The organism is Bradyrhizobium sp. (assembly GCF_035570375.1).
Taxonomy (GTDB): Bacteria; Pseudomonadota; Alphaproteobacteria; order Rhizobiales; family Xanthobacteraceae; genus Bradyrhizobium.
This window is the reverse complement of the sequence record NZ_DATMLW010000186.1, coordinates 1-17,161: the sequence shown is the minus strand read 5'-3', so window position 1 is coordinate 17,161 and position 17,161 is coordinate 1. Positions and strand designations below refer to the sequence as shown.

Genomic DNA, 17,161 nt, shown 5'->3' with positions numbered 1-17,161 from the left:
ACTGACGGCCGATCGTATAACGGCTTATCGTAACGCCGTTGGTGCCCACACGTCGGATTTGGCGACCGCTACTGCTCAAGCAACCAATTTGCTCGCGTCTGCGATTACAAAACAGGCGTCGGTTCTTGCGTATATCGACGGCTTCCTCGCAGCAGCCGTCGGCGCTCTGATCTGCCTCTTCTGCGTGATGCTCCTACCGGCAACGAGATTCGGCCAACCAGGCGACCAATGACCGGAATCGTGGCTAAAATGACCCCCCAGCGTCAACGAGCGCCGTTTAGCCTTCCTCCGAGTACGCGGAGCACGCCTCGACCGAGCTGGTCGCGAGCGGCCTGAAACGCATTTTCCGAGGCCGTCGTGACGCCGAAGGGCGTGTGTCGAGTAGAGCGCCACAGGCGCCGATCTCACGGTTCCGTAACGCCGGAGGACTCACGCAATGAACGAAGTCGTTCTCGCACACCCCGTCTGGACCGCGATTGGAACCTACGGAGGCTCGTTGAAATCGGTACCCGCCGTCGATTTGCGGGCCGCGGTGATCGCCGGGTCGCTAAAGCGCGCCGGCCTGGCCGGCGGAGACATCTCAGCGGTTGTGATGGGCAATGTCATTCAAGCCGGAAACAAGATGAACCCAGCTCGGCAAGCGTCGATCGGCGGCGGGGTACCGGTGACGGTCCCGGCGCTGACGGTGAACCGCGTCTGTGGCTCCGGCGCTCAAGCTATCGTTAACGCCGCGCAGGAGATCTCTTATTTCGTTCGGCTTGAGGCTACATGGCCGAAATGGAGGCAACAATGACATGGAAGGCGCCGCCGAACGGAGGTTATTTGTGGGTCCAGCGGCGCGCACGTCTCTGCCGCACGTGGCGTCGACGTCATTCGAATTTTGTCGAAGCGCACCGGGGTGATCTGACGTCCGGCGCTTAGCTGCTGGAGGTTCGCATGCGAAGGATCGTCCACCACAAGCTCGGGCAACCGTCCGAATTGCTTCGGGTTGAAGAAAGCCCGTCTGAGTCACTCGGGGCAAACCAGGTTCGGGTCAGAGTTTCCTACGCGCCGATCCATCCCGGCGATCTGCTGGGTGTCATGGGGTCGCCGGCGTTCGGCACGCCGCCGACGATAGGCCCAGGCGGGCGGGTTCCAGGGTTCGAAGGTGCCGGTGTCGTCAGCGAGGTCGGGGAGCGCGTCGATACAAGCCTGGGACTAAGGCAAGGACTCAGGGTGGCGTTCTTTCCTGCGCCTGGCTCGTGGCGTGACGAAGTGGTCGTTCCGGCCGGGTCCGCGACGCCGTTGCCGGACACGATTCCAGACCAGATCGGCGCGCAACTCCTGATCAACACTGCTACTGCGCTCACCGCGATCAGAGCCGCGCATGAATCGGTGCCTCCAGACTCGCGCGCTGGCGTTGTCGTGCTGCTTACCGCCGCGGGATCTGCTGTCGGGCGGCTTCTAGGCAAGCTCCTGACCGACCGAGGTGTGAAAGTCATCCGGCTGGTGCGAAGCGAAGTGGGCGCGGAGAAGCTGGCCGGGCTCCTGCCCGGCTCGCCGATCTTTGCGACGGACGCAGCCGGCTGGAAGGAGCGCGCAAGGGCCGCCGCCGAGGGTGCGAAGATTCACGTCGCGATCGACAGCGTCGGCGGTGCCCTGCTCGGCGACGTCGCCGATCTCTTGGCTGAAGGGTCCGGGACGGTCGTCAATTTTGGCTCACTTGGCGGCGAGGCGAGCGACATCCGTCTGTTTGCACCCCGCGCCCTGACGCTCAAGGGTGTGTTCCTCGGGCAGTGGATGCAGCAGCCGGCCGACGTGCGCCAAGCTGATATTGCCCTCGCCCAGCGGCTCGCGCTCGAGCCCCAGTCACTGTTCGAGGTCGCAGCGAGCTACCCGCCATCGCTGATCGGCGACGCAGTCGCGCATGTGGGCCGGTCAGGCCGGAATGGCGTGGTTCTCTTCGACTTCACCAGCGTGCGGGGAGCGGCATCATGAGGTTCGGAACGATCGGTGCCGGCCCCGTCGCGCTTGGATTCGCGCGAGAGGCCCTGAGGGCTGGCCATGAAGTAGTGTTGAGCAACAGGCACGGCCCGGACTCCCTTGCCAACCTAATCGCCGAACTCGGGAACGGTGCGTCGGCCGCCACGGTCGCGGAGGCGGCGAGCCTTGAATATGTCCTGTTTGCCGTCCCCTGGCCGAATGTCGAAGACGCACTTCGAGGCCTGCCGGCGTGGAACGGACGGGTCCTCATTGATGCGACGAACCCGTTCAGTGCGTACAGCCCTAAACTCGTATTGGCGGACCTTGGCGACAAGGGCGCGAGCGAGATGGTCGCTGCGTTGGCACCCGGCGCCCGGGTTGTGAAGGCGTTCAATTCGATCGTCATTGAACGCTTCAACCAAGGGCCCGCAAAGGACGGTGGCCGCCGCGTGATCTTCGTGTCCGGGAATCACGCGGAGCCTGTCGAATTCGTGAAGAATCTGATCGCCAGCTTCGGCTTCGCACCTATTCATCTTGGCGACCTCGCGATCGGCGGCCGCATGCAGCAAGCGGGCGGCCCGCTCGCCGGGCGCGACCTTGTCGACTTCGGCTACCACTGATCTGAGGAAGGAAGTCGCTTATGCATGGAGTTGGCTCCGGTGCTTTTGGCGAACCGTCGCAAGCCCTCGTCTACTGCGGGCGAGATCACCCGGGGAGTAATCATGTCCACATCAATTACCCATGAGACAGTTACAACCAAATTCGCGGAAGCCGACGGCGTGCGCTACGCCTACCGACGGCTCGGCGGGCCAAGCGGCACACCGCTTGTCTTTTGTCACCGCTTTCGCGGTACGATGGACGACTGGGACCCGGCGACAATCAACGGCTTTGCCCGCGAGCGCGACGTCATCTTGTTCGACAACGCCGGCGTGGGTCTCTCGACCGGCGTGGTTCCAAACAACGCTCGCGCAATGGCCGATCACTTGATCGCCCTTCTCGGTGCGCTCGGGGTGTCGGAGGTCGATCTACTTGGGTTCTCCATGGGCGGATATGTTGCGCAATTTGCCGTGCTCAAATCCCCGCACTTGTTCCGACGCATCATATTGGCCGGAACCGGGCCGGGAGGTGGCGAACGATATGTTCCGGGCGGACCCGACATTCGCCCCATCGCCAGCCGGCCCATACTTGGACTTGAGGAGCAGCTGTTTCTTTTCTTCACGTCGTCAGAGAGGAGTCGCTCCGCTGGGGAAGCCTATTGGAAACGCTTGAAATCTCGGGTCGGCGAGATTGAGCCGCCGGTTTCTCAGGAAGGGATAAAGGCTCAACTCCAGGCGCTCGTGGCATGGGGCGAAGGCGATTCCGCGTACAACCGTCTGCCTGAAGTCAAGCAGCCAGTGCTGGTTGCGAACGGAAGCAACGACGTGATGGTGCCTACCATAAATTCGTTCACGATGGCGCAACTCCTGCCCAATGCGCAGCTGATCGTCTATCCGGACTCCGGCCACGGGTTTCTGTTCCAGTATCCGGATTTGTTTGTCGACCACGCCCTGCGGTTTCTACGCTAACCGAGCGCCGGCGTTCCTGTCTGACGCGGGGACAACTATCGATTCACGCACCGGAAAGACAGCAAGGAGGAATCACAATGTCACTGTTCTCGGGAAAAGCCGGCTTCGTCACCGGAGCCGCAGGCGGCATCGGCAGGGCATCCGCAATCGCCTTTGCACGTGACGGCGCGAGTCTCATCGTCGCCGATATCGAAGCCAGCCGGGCGCATTCGGAAGAAACCGTCGAGATGATCCGGAAGGTCGGCGGAACGGCCGAGTTCATGCCGGTGGATGTCACTAGGGCCGATCAGGTTCAGGCGCTCGTGAAGAAGGTTGTCAATACCTATGGAACCCTCGATTTCGCCTTCAACAATGCCGGCGTTCTCGTCACGGGCTTTACCGCCGACTTAGAAGAGGCCGATTTCGACCGGGTGATGGCGGTAGACGTCAGGGGCGTGTGGCTCTGCATGAAATACGGCATCCTGCACATGAAGGCGAACGGTGGCGGCGTGATCGTCAACACCGCATCCGAAGCCGGTTTGGTCGGCACGCCGCAGGCCAGCTCTTATGTGGCGGCCAAACACGCGGTCGTGGGGCTGACCAAGACGGCGGCCGGCGAGTATGCAAACATGGACATCCGCATCAACGCAGTCGCTCCGGGCGCAATCGCCACCCCCATGGTGCTGACACTGCCCAAGGAAGCGCAGGACGTTCTGATGGATCCGCAGCCGATGCATCGCTTTGGCACACCGCAGGAGGTCGCCGAGGCGGTCATCTTCCTCGCTTCGGACAAGGCGTCGTTCATCACCGGTGCGATACTTTCGATCGACGGGGGCGCCACCTCCAACGCCCAATCCTATAATCCGGCGCTGAGCCCGTCGAACTGAATTGCGCCAGCGCCTTTAGAGAATGGTTGCGGCCGCCCACCTTCGTTCGAGCGGTCAATGGCATCTTAAAGCGTAACCAAGGCGTGTGACCGGGTCTGGCGTGTTCGTCGGATTCCAGTGTGACTGAGCCGGATCTCGTACAAATCGCGAAAGGCTTGGAGGCAATGGGCTCAAACATCGGCCGCGCGATCGTACAGAGGAAGGGCTTTTACAATGCGGCGGCCAATAGCCTCCGTGATCGGCTCGGGTCGGGATCTGAGGATGTCTTTATCAACTTGGTCGAAGTCCCGAAGGAGAACAGTCGTTCGGGGATGGAGACGCCTAATATGCGGGCTAGGTTGCGAAGGTTCAGCATCTTGGTGACGTGGATGACCGTCTGGCGTCGGATATGAAGGGCGCGGCCCACAGCCCAGCAATCTCTGCTTGATCCTTCATGCCCGCGAATACCATTTTGTTTCCAGGAACTTTTGTTCTCGGGTTTTGCATGAAGGCGGCGAAGCTTGTTTGATCCCAGGCGAAGCCAGAGTTTTTCAAGGCGGGTGAATACTGGTATCCCGCGACTGCTCCGGCTTTACGGCCCGCCAACCCGTTGAGCTCAGGGCCCAACTTGTTCTTGGCGCCCGGGCCGACGGCGTGACAAGCTTGGCATTTGGCGAAGTTGGCTTTGCCTGCCGCGCTGTCCTGTGCGACTTCTGCCCCAGCCCCCGCAAGAAGCGTCACTCCAAACACAGTGAATAAAACTTCTTCTTTCACGTTCCGCCTCCAATCGTTCAAGTTGCCCTCGCCGGTGTCCGTCCATCAAACGAAGGTCACACCATTGGCCCCGAAGGGCGTGGTCCGAATACGCTTGCCGGTTGCGGAGACGATCGCGTTACCCAGAGCTGAACAAATCGGCATCGTGCCTACCTCGCCGAAGCTACCGGGCTCTTCGCCGACAGAGATGATCTCGACGCTGACGTCGGGAGCCTGATCGATCCGAAGAACCTGATAGGAATCGAAGTTGGTTTGCTCGGGCGCTCCACCGGAGAGCGTGATACGCTCGCTCATCGCATTGCTCAGCCCGAAAATCATTCCCGCTTCGACTGCTCGCTCAGCAAGCATCGGGTTGATGGCGAGACCGGAGTCACAGACGCCGACGAGGCGCTCCACCTTCAAGGCGTCGGCTGTTCCGGAGACCTCCACAATCACGGCGAGCCGACAACGGTAGAAGTCTGACTGCCAAAACGCCACGCCCTGATGACGGCCAGCGGCAACCTCGCCCCAGCCGGCGATAGCCGCGGCTCGATCGAGTACGGCGGTGCTTCGCCCATCGTTTGCCAGCAGTCTGCGACGGTAGGCCAACGGATCCATTCCCGCCTCGCGTGCCGCGTCGTCAATCATCGACTCCAGCATGAAGCCATTGTGTGTATCGTTGTTGCCGCGAAAGGCACCGATCCGGACGGGAAGTGGAACGTTGACATAGGTTCCCGCCTCGTTTGGAATTCCGTAAGAACTGCCCACGAGGCTGAACGTCGGCAGGTCCACTGGCTTCTTCTTGGCGTAGAACCACGGAAAGAGTCGCTGCCACAGACCGTCACAGGCGATTTTCGCTTCATAAGCGACCGGCATCCCGTCAGCGCCGAGCCCCATACGCGCGCGACCCAAGAATGCCGTACGGTGCTGATCGACCCTCAGGTCCTCCTCTCGCGTCCAAACGACTTTCACCGGTCGCCCGGCTGCCTTCGCCAGCAGAACCGCTTCGGTCGTGTGCTCCATGCCCGAGCGTCGGCCGAAGTCGCCGCCCTGGTACTCGTTGTGAACGACAATGGATAATGGGTCGATGCCGAGCGCGCGCGCCGCGTGACCCGCGTCAAGGCTCGGAGACTTAGTGGAAAGCCACAGCTCCACTTGGTCGCCGAGCCGGGCAGTGCATGACACGGGCTCCATGCAAGCGTGCGACAGAAACGGCATCGAGAATTCCGCCTCGAGAACCTTCGCGGCAGACTTCATGGCAGTCGGGACGTTTCCGCGGCTTCCAATCGTTGGAACGCCGGGCCGCTCTAACCCCCGCCTCAGTGCGGCCTCCACGGTTGCCGAAGTGGCTTCGCTGTTCGGATGGCTCGCGTAAGTCTCTCGCACCTCGGCCAATGCCTTGACGGCCTGCCAATACTGGTCGGCGACAACGGCCACGCCTTGCGGCACCGCCATGACCAGTCTGACTCCTGGCATGGATTTGGCCTTGGCGTCATCGATCTGCGTCACCGCCGACCCGTAGGCCGGGCCGTGTCTCACGGCGGCGTACTGCATTCCAGGTGCTTCGAGATCGAGTCCGAAGCGGGCGCTGCCGTTGACCTTTGCGGGCACGTCCAACCGATCCAACCGCTGACCGATCAGATGAAGCTCGTTCCGAGCGCGCAGCCGAGGTTTCGCGGGAATTCGCTCCTTGGCGGCGTCGGCGGCAAGTTGTCCAAACGTGAAATAACGGGCCGATTGCGAATGCGTGACTTTGGACTCGGCGACGGAAAACTCGTGAGGTCTGGCGTCCAATCGCCTTGCAGCGGCGGCAACAAGCATTTCCCGCGTCGTTGCCGCCGCCTGACGCATTGCGCCGTAGAAACCGGGGATCGAAGAGCTCCCCGCTGTAAGGACAAGCCCCTCGTAGAGCTTGGGATTGATGTATTCTGCGCGACGTTCGGTAGTGAACTGATATCGCATCCGTGGCCAGGCGGCGCCTAGTTCCGCGGCGATGACCTGCGTCATCCCGGTGGAGTTCCCTTGCCCGCCCTCGGTTTGAGCAATGATCGCGGTAACAATGTCGTCCTCGCCGATCGCAAGGAAGGCGTTGAACTGACCTGGGCGCGCCGACGATTCCTTCGCGCGGGCGCCGGTGATCGGGAGTTGGAAGGCGAGAAGAAAGGCGGTTGTACCGAACCCCTCGAGAAAGGCACGCCGACTCGGCAACATTCCAGGGTCGCGGTCCGAGACGTATTGTTCAATGTTCATGGCCCCGCGCTCATCGTTTTCCGAGAGAATTCGAGGCGTCCGCGATAGCGGCGCGAATTCGCGGATACGTGCCGCATCGACAAAGGTTTCCACTCATCGCGGAGTTGACGTCGTCACGCGAGGGCTTCGGGTTGGACTCGAGCAATGCGACCGCCGACATGATCTGCCCGGGTTGGCAGTAACCACACTGGGGCACGTTGTTCTTGATCCACGCTGACTTGACAGCTTCCGCAACGCGCCCCGCTATCGCTTCGATCGTTGTGATTTTGCTGTCTCCGACATCGGCAAGAGATGTTTGGCACGAACGGACAGGCTGCCCGTCCATGTGCACGGTGCATGCGCCGCAGAGCGCCTGCCCACAGCCGAACTTTGTTCCTTTTAGAGCGAGGAGGTCACGGATCGCCCACAAGAGAGGCATGGTTGGGTCGACCCCCTCTAGAACCTGATCCTGACCGTTGACCGTGAGCTTCATTCGCAGCCCTCGTAGTTTCGGTTCACGAATCGCAAGGCCGAGTCGGCGGCGGAGTTGTCGTCGTCGCACGCCTAGATCGTAGCGACATACCGAAACATGGGGGAGGACATTGATGCCTCCTTTTCGGACGTAGACCCGCGAGCGTTTGCGCGCCCGAACATGAAGTGGTCCCGCGCCGGCCAAAAAGGTGGCAATTTCGACGTTTGAAGATTGCGGTGATCGACCTATTGTTCCGACGGTTCGAAACATCACGTGTCGGAGGCGGGGGAGCCCGTGTCCGTCGTCGCCCCGCATCCCAACGGATGGCCGCTAAATGCCAACGATAGTCAGCCGCGCGCACCAGGCATTTCCGGTTCTGGACCAGGCCCAAATTGTGAGGGCGCGAGGGTTTGCGGTCGGGGAAGGGCGCCGATTTTCACCCGCTGAGGTGATCTACCGTACCGGCGACAAAAACGTCGCGGCGTGGCTCGTCCTGGAAGGGGAGATTGAACTCTCGCGACGCGATGGGCTCGGGCCGGACGCGCCGATTTCCAGCGTGGCCTCGGGCCAGTTCACCGGTGAGGTGGGTCAGCTGTCCGGGCGCCCAGCCCTCGTGAGCGCGCAAGCCGGGCCCAATGGTTGTGTGGCGCTGCCCTTCGATGCGGCCCATCTTCGCGCCCTGGTCATAGGCTCAGCCGAGATCGGCGAGATCGTCATGCGAGCGCTCATCCTGCGTCGCGTCGCGTTGATCGAGGACGGAGGATCAGGAACCATCCTGATTGGCATTCCCGGCACCGCCGAGATGCGGCGCCTTCAGGGCTTCCTGCGGAGATCCGGTTTCCCGCACTTGGTGCTGGATTCTACGGCTGACGAGGAGGGGAAAGCGCTCGTTCAGCGGCTCGGCGTTTCAGCGAACGAGCTTCCGCTTGCCGTCTGCCCAGATGGGACAATCCGCCGGCGACCAACAGTCACTGAGCTGGCCAGCTGTCTGGGGTTGGTGCCTGATATCGCGCCGGGCTCCGAGTATGATGTCGCGATAGTGGGTGCGGGCCCGGCGGGGCTCGCCGCCGCGGTCTACGCGGCGTCCGAGGGCCTCTCAGTCCTAGTGCTCGATTCAGATTCCTTCGGAGGACAAGCAGGCACGTCCGCGCGCATCGAGAATTATTTCGGATTCCCGACCGGCATCTCGGGGCTCGCGCTCACAGCGAGAGGCTTCAGCCAGGCCCAGAAATTCGGCGCGACGATCGCAATCCCAATGGCAGTAGAACGGCTGGACTGTGACCGATCGCTCGAACGCACGGTGCATGTACTGACTCTCGCGAACCGGATCCAGGTCCGAGCTAGGACCGTGGTCATCGCGAGCGGTGCCCGCTACCGTCGGCCTGACGTAGACGCGCTCGAAGATTTCGAAGGAAACGGGGTATCTTACTGGGCTTCTCCGATCGAGAGGCAAGCATGTGCCGGCGAGGAAGTGGCGCTAGTCGGCGGGGGAAACTCGGCGGGCCAAGCCGTCGTGTTTCTCGCGCCGAGCGTCAAAAGACTTCATCTGGTCGTCAGACGAGATCTTTCCGAAACGATGTCCGCTTATTTGGTGGAACGGATCGCCTCCTTGCCCAACGTCGAATACCATGTCGGGTTTGAACTCGCTGCTCTACATAGAGCGCCCGGCGGGACGATCAGTGCGACATTCAGGAACAGAAAGGACGGCGCAAGCGTCGAACATGGGCTGCGCCAAGTTTTTCTTTTTATTGGGGCCGATCCCAACACTGATTGGCTCGGCGGCCGCGTCGACGTCGATGAACAAGGATTCGTCGCGACCGGCAAGCAATTCCAATCGGCCATCAAGCTCGGGCGAGCACCATTTGAGCTCGAGACAAGTCAGCCGGGTGTTTTCGCGATCGGCGACGTGCGCGCGGGATCGACGAAGCGCATGGCGGCGGCGGTTGGTGAAGGAGCCGCAGTCGTCGCCCAGATCCACCAGGCGCTCGCGTACGCGCGCTGATGCCAACCATGGCGCTCAGTCGCCGAATACGGTGGAATATCTTCAGGGGACTGCGATTTGATTGAAAACGGCCCATGTTATGCGGACCATGCCCTGCGACTTCGTGCGCGATGGCGTGAGTTCGCTCGCCTCGCCTTTCGCGAACGAATGGAGCGGAGTTTCCTTCGCGCCTTCGGCGCTGCGCCCCAAGCCCTTCGCGACGCTCCGCACCCGCTGGCGACGATCTAGCCGTTCGCGGTGGCGCCCGCTTCTCTATGCGCGCCCCCACCTCCCTATGGAGGCCCGGAGGCACGGCCCACCCACCCGCGCGATACGCCTGTCGGCAAATACAACATTTCAGACCCCGGTGCTGAGGCGCAGGTCTGTGCTCTGCAACCTAGATGGCCTTCGAGCCTTCGCGCGCCTGGCTGGACGACGAAGTGACCAGTCAGGTGGCCAAGGTCTCATTTCGCAGATTTCCCGGTATCGGAAGCAATCGACCGTGTGGTCATTGACCATGCCGGTCGCTTGCATGTGGGCATAAACCACCGTGGAACCAACAAACGAAAATCCGCGCCCCTTGAGATCCTTGCTGAACGCGTCTGATATCGGCGTGGTCGCCGGAATATCGCCGACGTTTTTCCACCGGTTTTGTTTTGGGTGGCCACCGATAAACTGCTAAGCGTAGGCCCAAAATGTTCCGAACTCTTCCTGCACCTTGAGAAACGCTCGCGCGTTGCTAATAGCAGATTCAATTTTCATTCGGTTTCGAACGATGCCCGGGTCTTGGAGTAGTTTGCCGACGCGCTTGTCCGAATATCTCGCTACCTTCGTGGGATCAAAATCACTAAACGCTCGGCGATATCCTTCGCGCTTGTTGAGAATCACCAGCCAGTTAAGGCCTGCTTGGGCACCCTCCAGAACGAGAAACTTAAAATGCTTGCGATCATCACGCGCTGGGATGCCCCACTCATGGTCGTGATAACGAATCACCGAGGACTTGCCGGGGACTGCCCAGGCGCATCGCGTTCGTCCATCGTTTATGCTTACGGACGTCAAGAGGTTCGCACTCCTGTGTTGCTAGATCTCAAAGGAGCGATTCGGTGACGTAATGTTCTTGGAGTCGTAGGAGCGCATTCGCGCCAGCCCGGCGTCGGAGACGCACAATTTCAGAAACAAGTTTCGCTCGAGCGCTAATCCTTGCGCCAGCGGTGTGTCCGTGGCGCCACGCACCAGCCGTTTGACGTAAGCGAGCGATTCAGCTGGAAAAGAAACGAGGCGGCGAGCAATCTCCATCGCCTGATCAAGTGCCTTTCCGTCCACGGTGAGATGAACCAGGCCTTTGCGTTCAGCCTCGCGCGGGGACAGCGCAACGCCCATCAAGATGTGCATCAGCGCGGCGGACGTTCCGATCGTGCGAGGTAATCTCTGTGTGCCGCCGGCGCCGGGAAGCAATCCGAGGTTCACCTCCGGCAAGCCCAAAAGGTAGTCGCCATCCTCCGCAACACGCAGATCGCAGGCGAGAGTGAACTCAAAGGCGCCGGCGATCGCGGTGCCTGAGATGGCGGCAATGACGGGCTTTGGCATGGTCTCGCACAGCGCCATCGCCTTATCGAAGAATCCACCATTGTAGGTTGCGTTTTCCGGCCATTCGCGACCGGAGGCGCGCAGGTCTTCTGCGATCCGGATGAGAGAAGGGATGTCAAAGTGGCGGTTGAAATAGCCGGGTGCGCCGCCGGTCACGATTACCACGCGAACGCGACGATCCCCTGCGAACGTCTCAAGCGCCTCGGTGAGGGCGTCTCCCATTTCGGCATCGAAATACAAGCGCTTGGGACTGCCCAAGGTCACAGCGGCAATCCCGTCAACGACCTTAGTATCGAGAATCTCGGCGTTCATCTTGATCTCCTGAATTTGACCCAGGGCTGGGCTACCGCGGGAATTTGATAGCGGGTATGGGCCGGAGACCCGGCATCTCACAGGGTGTCCAGCACCTCCGGCCATCACTTTTTGAACTCTGCGTCGGTCTGAAGCCCACGCCTCAGCAACTCGCCGACCTTCGTCTGGGTCTCTGGCCAGCTCAGCGCTGTCCCGAAGGAGTTGAAGGCGTCCAGGAAACGCTCGGCGGGCGGCAATGAAATCTCATTGACCAGACGTTTTGCCGCCGCGATGGATCGCTTGTCGAAAGAGCTGATCCGCCGCGCGAGTGCGTCAACGAATGCATCGAGTTCGGCGTCGGGCAGCGCGCGGTTGACATATCCGTATCGCTCGGCTGTTTCACCGTCGAAGTCGCTCGCGCCCAGAATAATCTCAAGCGCGCGCCCCCTTCCCACCAAGTGCGGAAGACGTTCAGTCCCGCCACCACCAGGATGAAGTCCTACCCCGACCTCGGGCTGACCAAGCCGAGTGTTTTCACTCGAAGCGAAGCGCATGTCGCAGGCGAGAACAAACTCGCTGCACGCTCCTCTGACGCAACCTCGGATTTTCGCGATCATCGCGACCGGCGATTTGGAGATCCGGACGAACGTATCGAACAGGATGGGCAGTCCCGTGGGGCCGACCGCGCTCATGACGTTGCCAAGCTTGCCCGTCAAATCGAAGTGCGAAAGAAAGAAGTCTGCATTTGCGCTTTCGAAAACAACCGCGCGCAGCTCCGAGTTGGCTTCGATCTGCGCGAGCAGATCCTGGAGCGCTTCAAACACCGTCCCGTCAAGCATCTTGAACGGCGGGTAGTCGAAAACAACTCGCCAATACGCCGGCGTCTCCCGATGGATGCGCAGTGGGTTCGTGGTGCTCATTGTCGCGCGCTTCCTCCACTGCGGATCGTCAGTGAATTGGTTTCAGAGAACCCGCCAAAGCGATCGCGGCGCGCCCGAACCCGCAACGCGAAGCGTAGGCGGGGGCTGGTTCATCACGCCATGTCGTTGTTGCCACCTTTTCGGCCACCGGGTGCATCTCGCCATTGGAACGGCTCGAGTTGCGACTAAAATCGCCAGTCCTCGCGGCCATCATGGCGAACCCAGTTCGCACCCAAGATGGCCGAATAAGCGGCAATTCCGACATATGCCGTGTTGTCGAAAGCAAGTAGCTTCCGCGACCAAGCAAATCCCAAGGCGCGACACCGGCCGATTTTGTTTGTCGCCGCTCGCGGAGGGACGCCTCATGAAGTTTGGAACCATCGGCGCGGGCGTGGTGCATTTTGGCCGTCGCACCGAGATGCGCATCCGTCAACTGCGCCGGATGCTCAACCGCAACATTCGCATGGATTGAGTTCATCGGGCCGAAGATGTCCATTACCGCCGAGCAGTTTTACGATGCCATGGGCAAGATTCGGGCCGACCTACCTCACAAGGTCAGGCGTTTCGTGGCGACCCTCGCCGCATTGGGCGTCGAGGCGGATTTCCGGGGCGCTCTCAATCTGAGATGGAAGCGGCCCGCGGCCCCGTCAATCAATTTCGGCGTGGTCCAGCGCGACGGCCAAATCTGGACCGAGACCGTGAATACTCACGCCCCACAGGACATCGCGCATCGCTATATCGAGGAACTGGCGTCGGCCTTCGGCATGCAGGTCGAGAAGGAAGCCTTCAAAGGCGCCTGGCAAGTGCGCGACCACAATCATGCGCCCCGCATCGAGGATGTCGCCGATAAGCTCGACTTGTGGATTACAGCCATCGAACACTTCATCGTCAGCATGAAGAAGAAAACGCGGTCGAACTGATACGAGAAACTTTAGCTGGAGCGCCCTCGCGATGCCCATGATCGATATTTATGCGCCGGCCGGAATATTCCCCGACGTCCACGGGCTTGCCTCGGATGCAGCCGCCGCGGTCAAGGAAATCGAACAAGTGCCTGACATTGCGATGTTCCGGCAAAAACACCGGAGCGTTCGTCCATGAGATGCCCAAGGGGACCATCTCTGACGTCGATGGGGACGGCCTCCACGTTAGAGTTCAGGTTCTCACGAATGCAGGCGCGCTCGATCGCGGCAAGCAGATCGCGGTTGTCAAGCGGCTTACGGATCTGATCGCAGCGGCTGCGAACGATGCAACTCTTAAAGAGCGGACTTGGGTGTTACTGACCGAGGCGACGCCTGGTGGCTGGGGATTGTGGGGACACGCGCATACCAACGAAGAACTGGTCGAGGTCGTTCGCGCTGAAATTGCGAGGCTTCAGAGCTCAGAGGGATGAACCGAGCGGCCGGCTCGGCAATGCCGGCGGAATCCTCTCTCTTCTCAATGTAGCGGCGGGCCGCCCTCCCGCGTCAGGAAACCCGGACAAGCGTTTTTCCAAAGTTGTGTCCCTCGAGCATGCCGATGAATGCCCGCGGGGCCGCTTCCAAGCCCTCGACAACATGCTCCCGGTAACGAATGCGTCCGGAGTGGACCAAGGGGGTTATCTCCGAGAGGAAGGCTCGATAGAGTACTGGCGCGAACTCTGTGTTGATGAAGCCCCTGATCAGTAGGCTTCGCCGGAGGATCGCCAACATCGTCTTCGCGACAGAATTCGGCTCGGCGGGTGCGTCCCCGTTGTAATGTGCGATCAAGCCACAGACCGGAACGCGGGCGTAGCGGTTTAGAAGCGGCAAGACCGCGTTCCAAATCGGTCCGCCAACGTTCTCGAAGTAGACATCGATCCCGTCGGGGCATGCAGCCGCGAGCGCCTCTGAGAGACCGCGGGCCTTGTGGTCAACGACGGCGTCGAATCGAAGCTCGTCGCGCACATAGGCGCACTTTGCCGCGCCTCCGGCGATGCCGACGGCGCGAGCGCCCGCCAGTTGGGCCAGTTGGCCGACCACGGATCCAACTGCGCCTGCCGCGGACGAGACGACGACTGTTTCTCCTGGTTTGGGCTGCCCGATGGCCTGAAGGCCAGCGTAGGCAGTGAACCCGGGCATTCCCAAGACACCCAGTGAGGTCTCAGGGGGGTTAGGCCCGGTCTCCACCTTTTGCAGGTCTTGCGGCGCGACCGCCGCGTGTGTGCGCCAGCCAATCCGCCCCTTGACAAGCTCTCCTCGGCTAAAGGATGGATGCCGCGAACTCACGACCTCGGCGACGACCTCCCCCTCCATAACACCGCCGACGTTGACTGGCGGGGCATAGGACTCGGCGTCGTTCATGCGTCCGCGCATGTAGGGATCCAACGAAAGAACCTTCGTCGCCACGAGGACCTGTCCCTCAAGCGGCTCGGGCATTGGACCGGTTTCCAGACGAAAGTTACCCGCCCGAGGCAAGCCCTTCGGCCGCGCCGCTAAAACCACCTGTCTGTAGGGATCCATCGCAAGCTCCCGAAGCACGCCCCCTGGACAACGGAAGGTTCAAACACTCCACGGCAATGTCACTCGTGACTTCTATATGGCACCATCGGTTCCACAAAGGTCGGAGATGCCGCGATTCAAGACATGGCGATCAGGCGTGGCCGCCCTCGTGTGCGAACCGTTCGAGCCGCTCGGTGGCGAGGTGTCCAGAATGGAGGCAAATATGTCCTGCGGCGACGCCCGGATTCGAGTAAGGTTCCTCCTTCAGCTTGAACGTCAGGGCGGTTCACTCCATGTCCCAATGACCACCCGAAGCTACCTCGTCCGCCGATTGGGAGGCCACTATTCTGCGACTCGGGCTCTTATTGCCGACTGGCTTCAGCGTGATGAGTTTCGCGCCGATTTCAGCATTTGAAGCAGCCAATCTCGTTGCTGGCGAGCGCTTCTATGATCTCCGAATTCTGTCGGAGACGGGTGAGCCACTTACAAGCTCGCTCGGCTGGACGATGAATACCGAACCGCTGGGCGAAAGCAGTTTTGACACGCTCATGGTGGGCTCGGGGCCGGATTTGGTGCCGCCATCACCACGCACGGTTGCCTATTTGCGCGAGGCCGTATCAACGACAAGGCGTATCACCTCAGTCTGCATTGCAGCGTTCACGCTGGCGGAAGCGGGAATTCTGGACGGCCGGCGCGCGACCACGCACTGGTTGCGTGCCGAGGAACTTGGCAGGCGATTCCCCAAGATCACCGTCGAAATGGATCGGATATTCATTGCCGACGGACCCGTGTGGACGTCGGCTGGGATGACCGCTGGCATTGATCTCGCGCTTGGTCTCATTGAACGCGACTTAGGCCAACAGGCAGCGCAACGCACCGCGAGGGTGCTTGTCGTCCATCATCGCCGCGCTGGCGGTCAATCGCAGCATTCAGCCATGCTGCAGCTCGATGCAAAATCCGATCGCGTTCAAATTGCGTTGTCCTTTGCAAAGCAGAACCTTCGCGAACCGTTGACTGTTGAGCTGTTGGCCGACGCTGCTCGATTAAGCCCTCGACAATTTAGTCGAGTGTTCCGGGCAGAGACCGGCCTTTCACCGGCGAAAGCAATTGAGAACCTACGCCTCGAGGCCGCCAGGTTCATGCTCGAGCAAGGCCGGCTGCCAATCGAGGAAATTGCTCGCGAGACGGGATTCGGTGATCGTGAGCGAATGAGGCGCAGTTTCCTTCGTACCTTCAGTGCCACGCCCCAAGCCCTTCGCAACGCAGCGCATCCGCTGGCGACCATCTAACCGTTTGGTGACCGCGGCGGGCGCGGGCATTCGCTTCTCAAGCGCGGCCCTTCCACATCCTAATGAGTCGTCCTCGGCTTCTTAACTGACGACTAATGAGAGCCCGGTGACACGGCCGACCGGCCCGCGCGATGCGCCGGTCCGCAAAGGTGGCAAATACAACATTTTAGACCCCCGGCGCGCCGTAGCTTGGCATCGTCCGAAGGCGTGCATTCATGAGCGACGAAGCATCCGCCATTTGCGCTCTGGAAAGGGGTATTCGGCGACAGCGATTAATGCGAATGACCGCTTTGCGCCCAGAAGCTGCCACTCTATGAACGCTCATTTCGCGAATCGGCGTGCGCTAACACCTTTTTGGCGATACTACGCGGTGCTGTACGAACACTGTCACAGGGCCTGCGTTGCCCATGCCATAGCAGAGCTGAGGATCAGGCAACGGCTACGCCTGTTTGGCTTTGGCTCGCAGAGCCGACTTTTTTCCTCTGTGCTGACGAGGGCTACGAAAGATCGGGCGCGATCGCAGGAAATCGTAGGCAGCCAGCAAAATCGTCGAACTTGGTAGCGGGGGTCCGATACAACGCGAGACCCACTATCGCAGAAGCCCTGTTTTCGTATCGCCGGGCGCCGGTCACCCCCGCGTGAAGTCACCGGGTTTCAATCCAAGTGCTTTGACAGCAACTTCCGGAAGCGGTCCGTACGCCTCGACTCTTTCATTCGGCGCCATCATGGCCGCAATGATTGCCGCGGCCTTGGCCGGATCTCCTTCGGCCACGAAAAAGACCGAGCGAACCGGTGGGCCGCCACCTAACGG

General features: G+C 61.0%; 16 protein-coding genes and 3 pseudogenes. 11 read left to right on the top strand and 8 right to left on the bottom strand.

Going from position 1 to position 17,161, the window contains the following annotated elements:
- From VNX23_RS19890 to VNX23_RS19865, 6 genes and pseudogenes are all read left to right on the top strand, one after another.
- A pseudogene (locus VNX23_RS19890) lies at positions 1–232 on the top strand (hypothetical protein); the annotation flags it as partial.
- A gap of 204 nt (positions 233–436) precedes the next feature.
- Positions 437–745: pseudogene (locus VNX23_RS19885) on the top strand (acetyl-CoA C-acyltransferase); the annotation flags it as partial.
- A 191-nt stretch (positions 746–936) separates the two neighbouring features.
- On the top strand, positions 937–1,977 hold the full coding sequence (locus tag VNX23_RS19880) for a zinc-binding dehydrogenase (protein ID WP_325632767.1): 1,041 nt from the start codon (positions 937–939) through the stop codon (positions 1,975–1,977).
- Positions 1,974–2,582 (top strand): NADPH-dependent F420 reductase, encoded by a 609-nt coding sequence (locus VNX23_RS19875; RefSeq protein ID WP_325632765.1) that lies wholly within the window; start codon positions 1,974–1,976, stop codon positions 2,580–2,582. Before VNX23_RS19880 ends, VNX23_RS19875 begins: the two co-directional genes overlap by 4 nt.
- A 24-nt stretch (positions 2,583–2,606) precedes the next feature.
- The gene (locus VNX23_RS19870) at positions 2,607–3,527 is read left to right on the top strand and encodes an alpha/beta hydrolase (protein ID WP_325632763.1); all 921 of its coding nucleotides are present in this window, start codon (positions 2,607–2,609) and stop codon (positions 3,525–3,527) included.
- A gap of 77 nt (positions 3,528–3,604) precedes the next feature.
- On the top strand, positions 3,605–4,393 hold the full coding sequence (locus VNX23_RS19865) for a glucose 1-dehydrogenase (RefSeq protein ID WP_325632761.1): 789 nt from the start codon (positions 3,605–3,607) through the stop codon (positions 4,391–4,393).
- Positions 4,394–4,741: 348 nt separating this feature from the next.
- On the opposite strand, the gene VNX23_RS19855 is transcribed toward VNX23_RS19865, so the two are convergent.
- Genes VNX23_RS19855 through VNX23_RS19845 form a run of 3 tightly spaced genes read right to left on the bottom strand, consistent with a single transcriptional unit; the run spans position 4,742 to position 7,847 of the window.
- The gene (locus tag VNX23_RS19855) at positions 4,742–5,146 is read right to left on the bottom strand and encodes a c-type cytochrome (RefSeq protein ID WP_325632759.1); all 405 of its coding nucleotides are present in this window, start codon (positions 5,144–5,146) and stop codon (positions 4,742–4,744) included.
- A gap of 45 nt (positions 5,147–5,191) precedes the next feature.
- Complete coding sequence (locus VNX23_RS19850; protein ID WP_325632757.1) at positions 5,192–7,375, bottom strand: xanthine dehydrogenase family protein molybdopterin-binding subunit; 2,184 nt, start codon at positions 7,373–7,375, stop codon at positions 5,192–5,194.
- A 10-nt stretch (positions 7,376–7,385) separates the two neighbouring features.
- Positions 7,386–7,847, bottom strand: coding sequence for a (2Fe-2S)-binding protein (locus VNX23_RS19845; RefSeq protein ID WP_325632755.1), 462 nt, complete (start codon positions 7,845–7,847; stop codon positions 7,386–7,388).
- A gap of 313 nt (positions 7,848–8,160) precedes the next feature.
- On the opposite strand from VNX23_RS19845, the gene VNX23_RS19840 reads away from it, so the two are divergent.
- On the top strand, positions 8,161–9,828 hold the full coding sequence (locus VNX23_RS19840; RefSeq protein ID WP_325632753.1) for an FAD-dependent oxidoreductase: 1,668 nt from the start codon (positions 8,161–8,163) through the stop codon (positions 9,826–9,828).
- A gap of 336 nt (positions 9,829–10,164) precedes the next feature.
- Here VNX23_RS19840 and VNX23_RS19835 read toward each other — a convergent pair.
- The 3 genes and pseudogenes from VNX23_RS19835 to VNX23_RS19825 all read right to left on the bottom strand — a co-directional run bounded on the left by VNX23_RS19835 (position 10,165) and on the right by VNX23_RS19825 (position 12,605).
- A pseudogene (locus VNX23_RS19835) lies at positions 10,165–10,866 on the bottom strand (DNA-3-methyladenine glycosylase I).
- A 21-nt stretch (positions 10,867–10,887) separates the two neighbouring features.
- Positions 10,888–11,706 (bottom strand): enoyl-CoA hydratase/isomerase family protein, encoded by an 819-nt coding sequence (locus tag VNX23_RS19830; protein ID WP_325632751.1) that lies wholly within the window; start codon positions 11,704–11,706, stop codon positions 10,888–10,890.
- 104 nt (positions 11,707–11,810) lie between these two features.
- Positions 11,811–12,605, bottom strand: a complete 795-nt coding sequence (locus VNX23_RS19825; RefSeq protein ID WP_325632750.1) for an enoyl-CoA hydratase/isomerase family protein — start codon at positions 12,603–12,605, stop codon at positions 11,811–11,813.
- Between the two features lie 488 nt (positions 12,606–13,093).
- Here VNX23_RS19825 and VNX23_RS19820 point away from each other — a divergent pair, with 488 nt between their 5' ends.
- The 3 genes from VNX23_RS19820 to VNX23_RS19810 are packed head-to-tail and all read left to right on the top strand — an operon-like array spanning position 13,094 to position 13,995.
- Complete coding sequence (locus VNX23_RS19820) at positions 13,094–13,525, top strand: hypothetical protein (protein WP_325632748.1); 432 nt, start codon at positions 13,094–13,096, stop codon at positions 13,523–13,525.
- A 31-nt stretch (positions 13,526–13,556) separates the two neighbouring features.
- A complete protein-coding gene (locus VNX23_RS19815) occupies positions 13,557–13,703 on the top strand; it encodes a hypothetical protein (RefSeq protein WP_325632747.1) in 147 nt (48 codons plus the stop codon).
- A gap of 1 nt (position 13,704) precedes the next feature.
- Positions 13,705–13,995 carry a hypothetical protein gene (locus VNX23_RS19810; RefSeq protein ID WP_325632745.1) on the top strand — a complete coding sequence of 97 codons (291 nt, stop codon included), beginning with the start codon at positions 13,705–13,707 and terminating at the stop codon, positions 13,993–13,995.
- A gap of 73 nt (positions 13,996–14,068) precedes the next feature.
- Here VNX23_RS19810 and VNX23_RS19805 read toward each other — a convergent pair whose 3' ends face one another.
- Positions 14,069–15,082: an NADP-dependent oxidoreductase gene (locus VNX23_RS19805; protein WP_325632744.1), complete on the bottom strand. Its 1,014-nt coding sequence runs from the start codon at positions 15,080–15,082 to the stop codon at positions 14,069–14,071.
- A gap of 323 nt (positions 15,083–15,405) precedes the next feature.
- On the opposite strand from VNX23_RS19805, the gene VNX23_RS19800 reads away from it, so the two are divergent.
- Positions 15,406–16,350, top strand: coding sequence for a GlxA family transcriptional regulator (locus tag VNX23_RS19800; RefSeq protein WP_414643035.1), 945 nt, complete (start codon positions 15,406–15,408; stop codon positions 16,348–16,350).
- A gap of 628 nt (positions 16,351–16,978) precedes the next feature.
- Here VNX23_RS19800 and VNX23_RS19795 read toward each other — a convergent pair.
- The coding region (locus VNX23_RS19795; protein WP_325632740.1) for a hypothetical protein at positions 16,979–17,161 on the bottom strand (183 nt) is incomplete at its 5' end.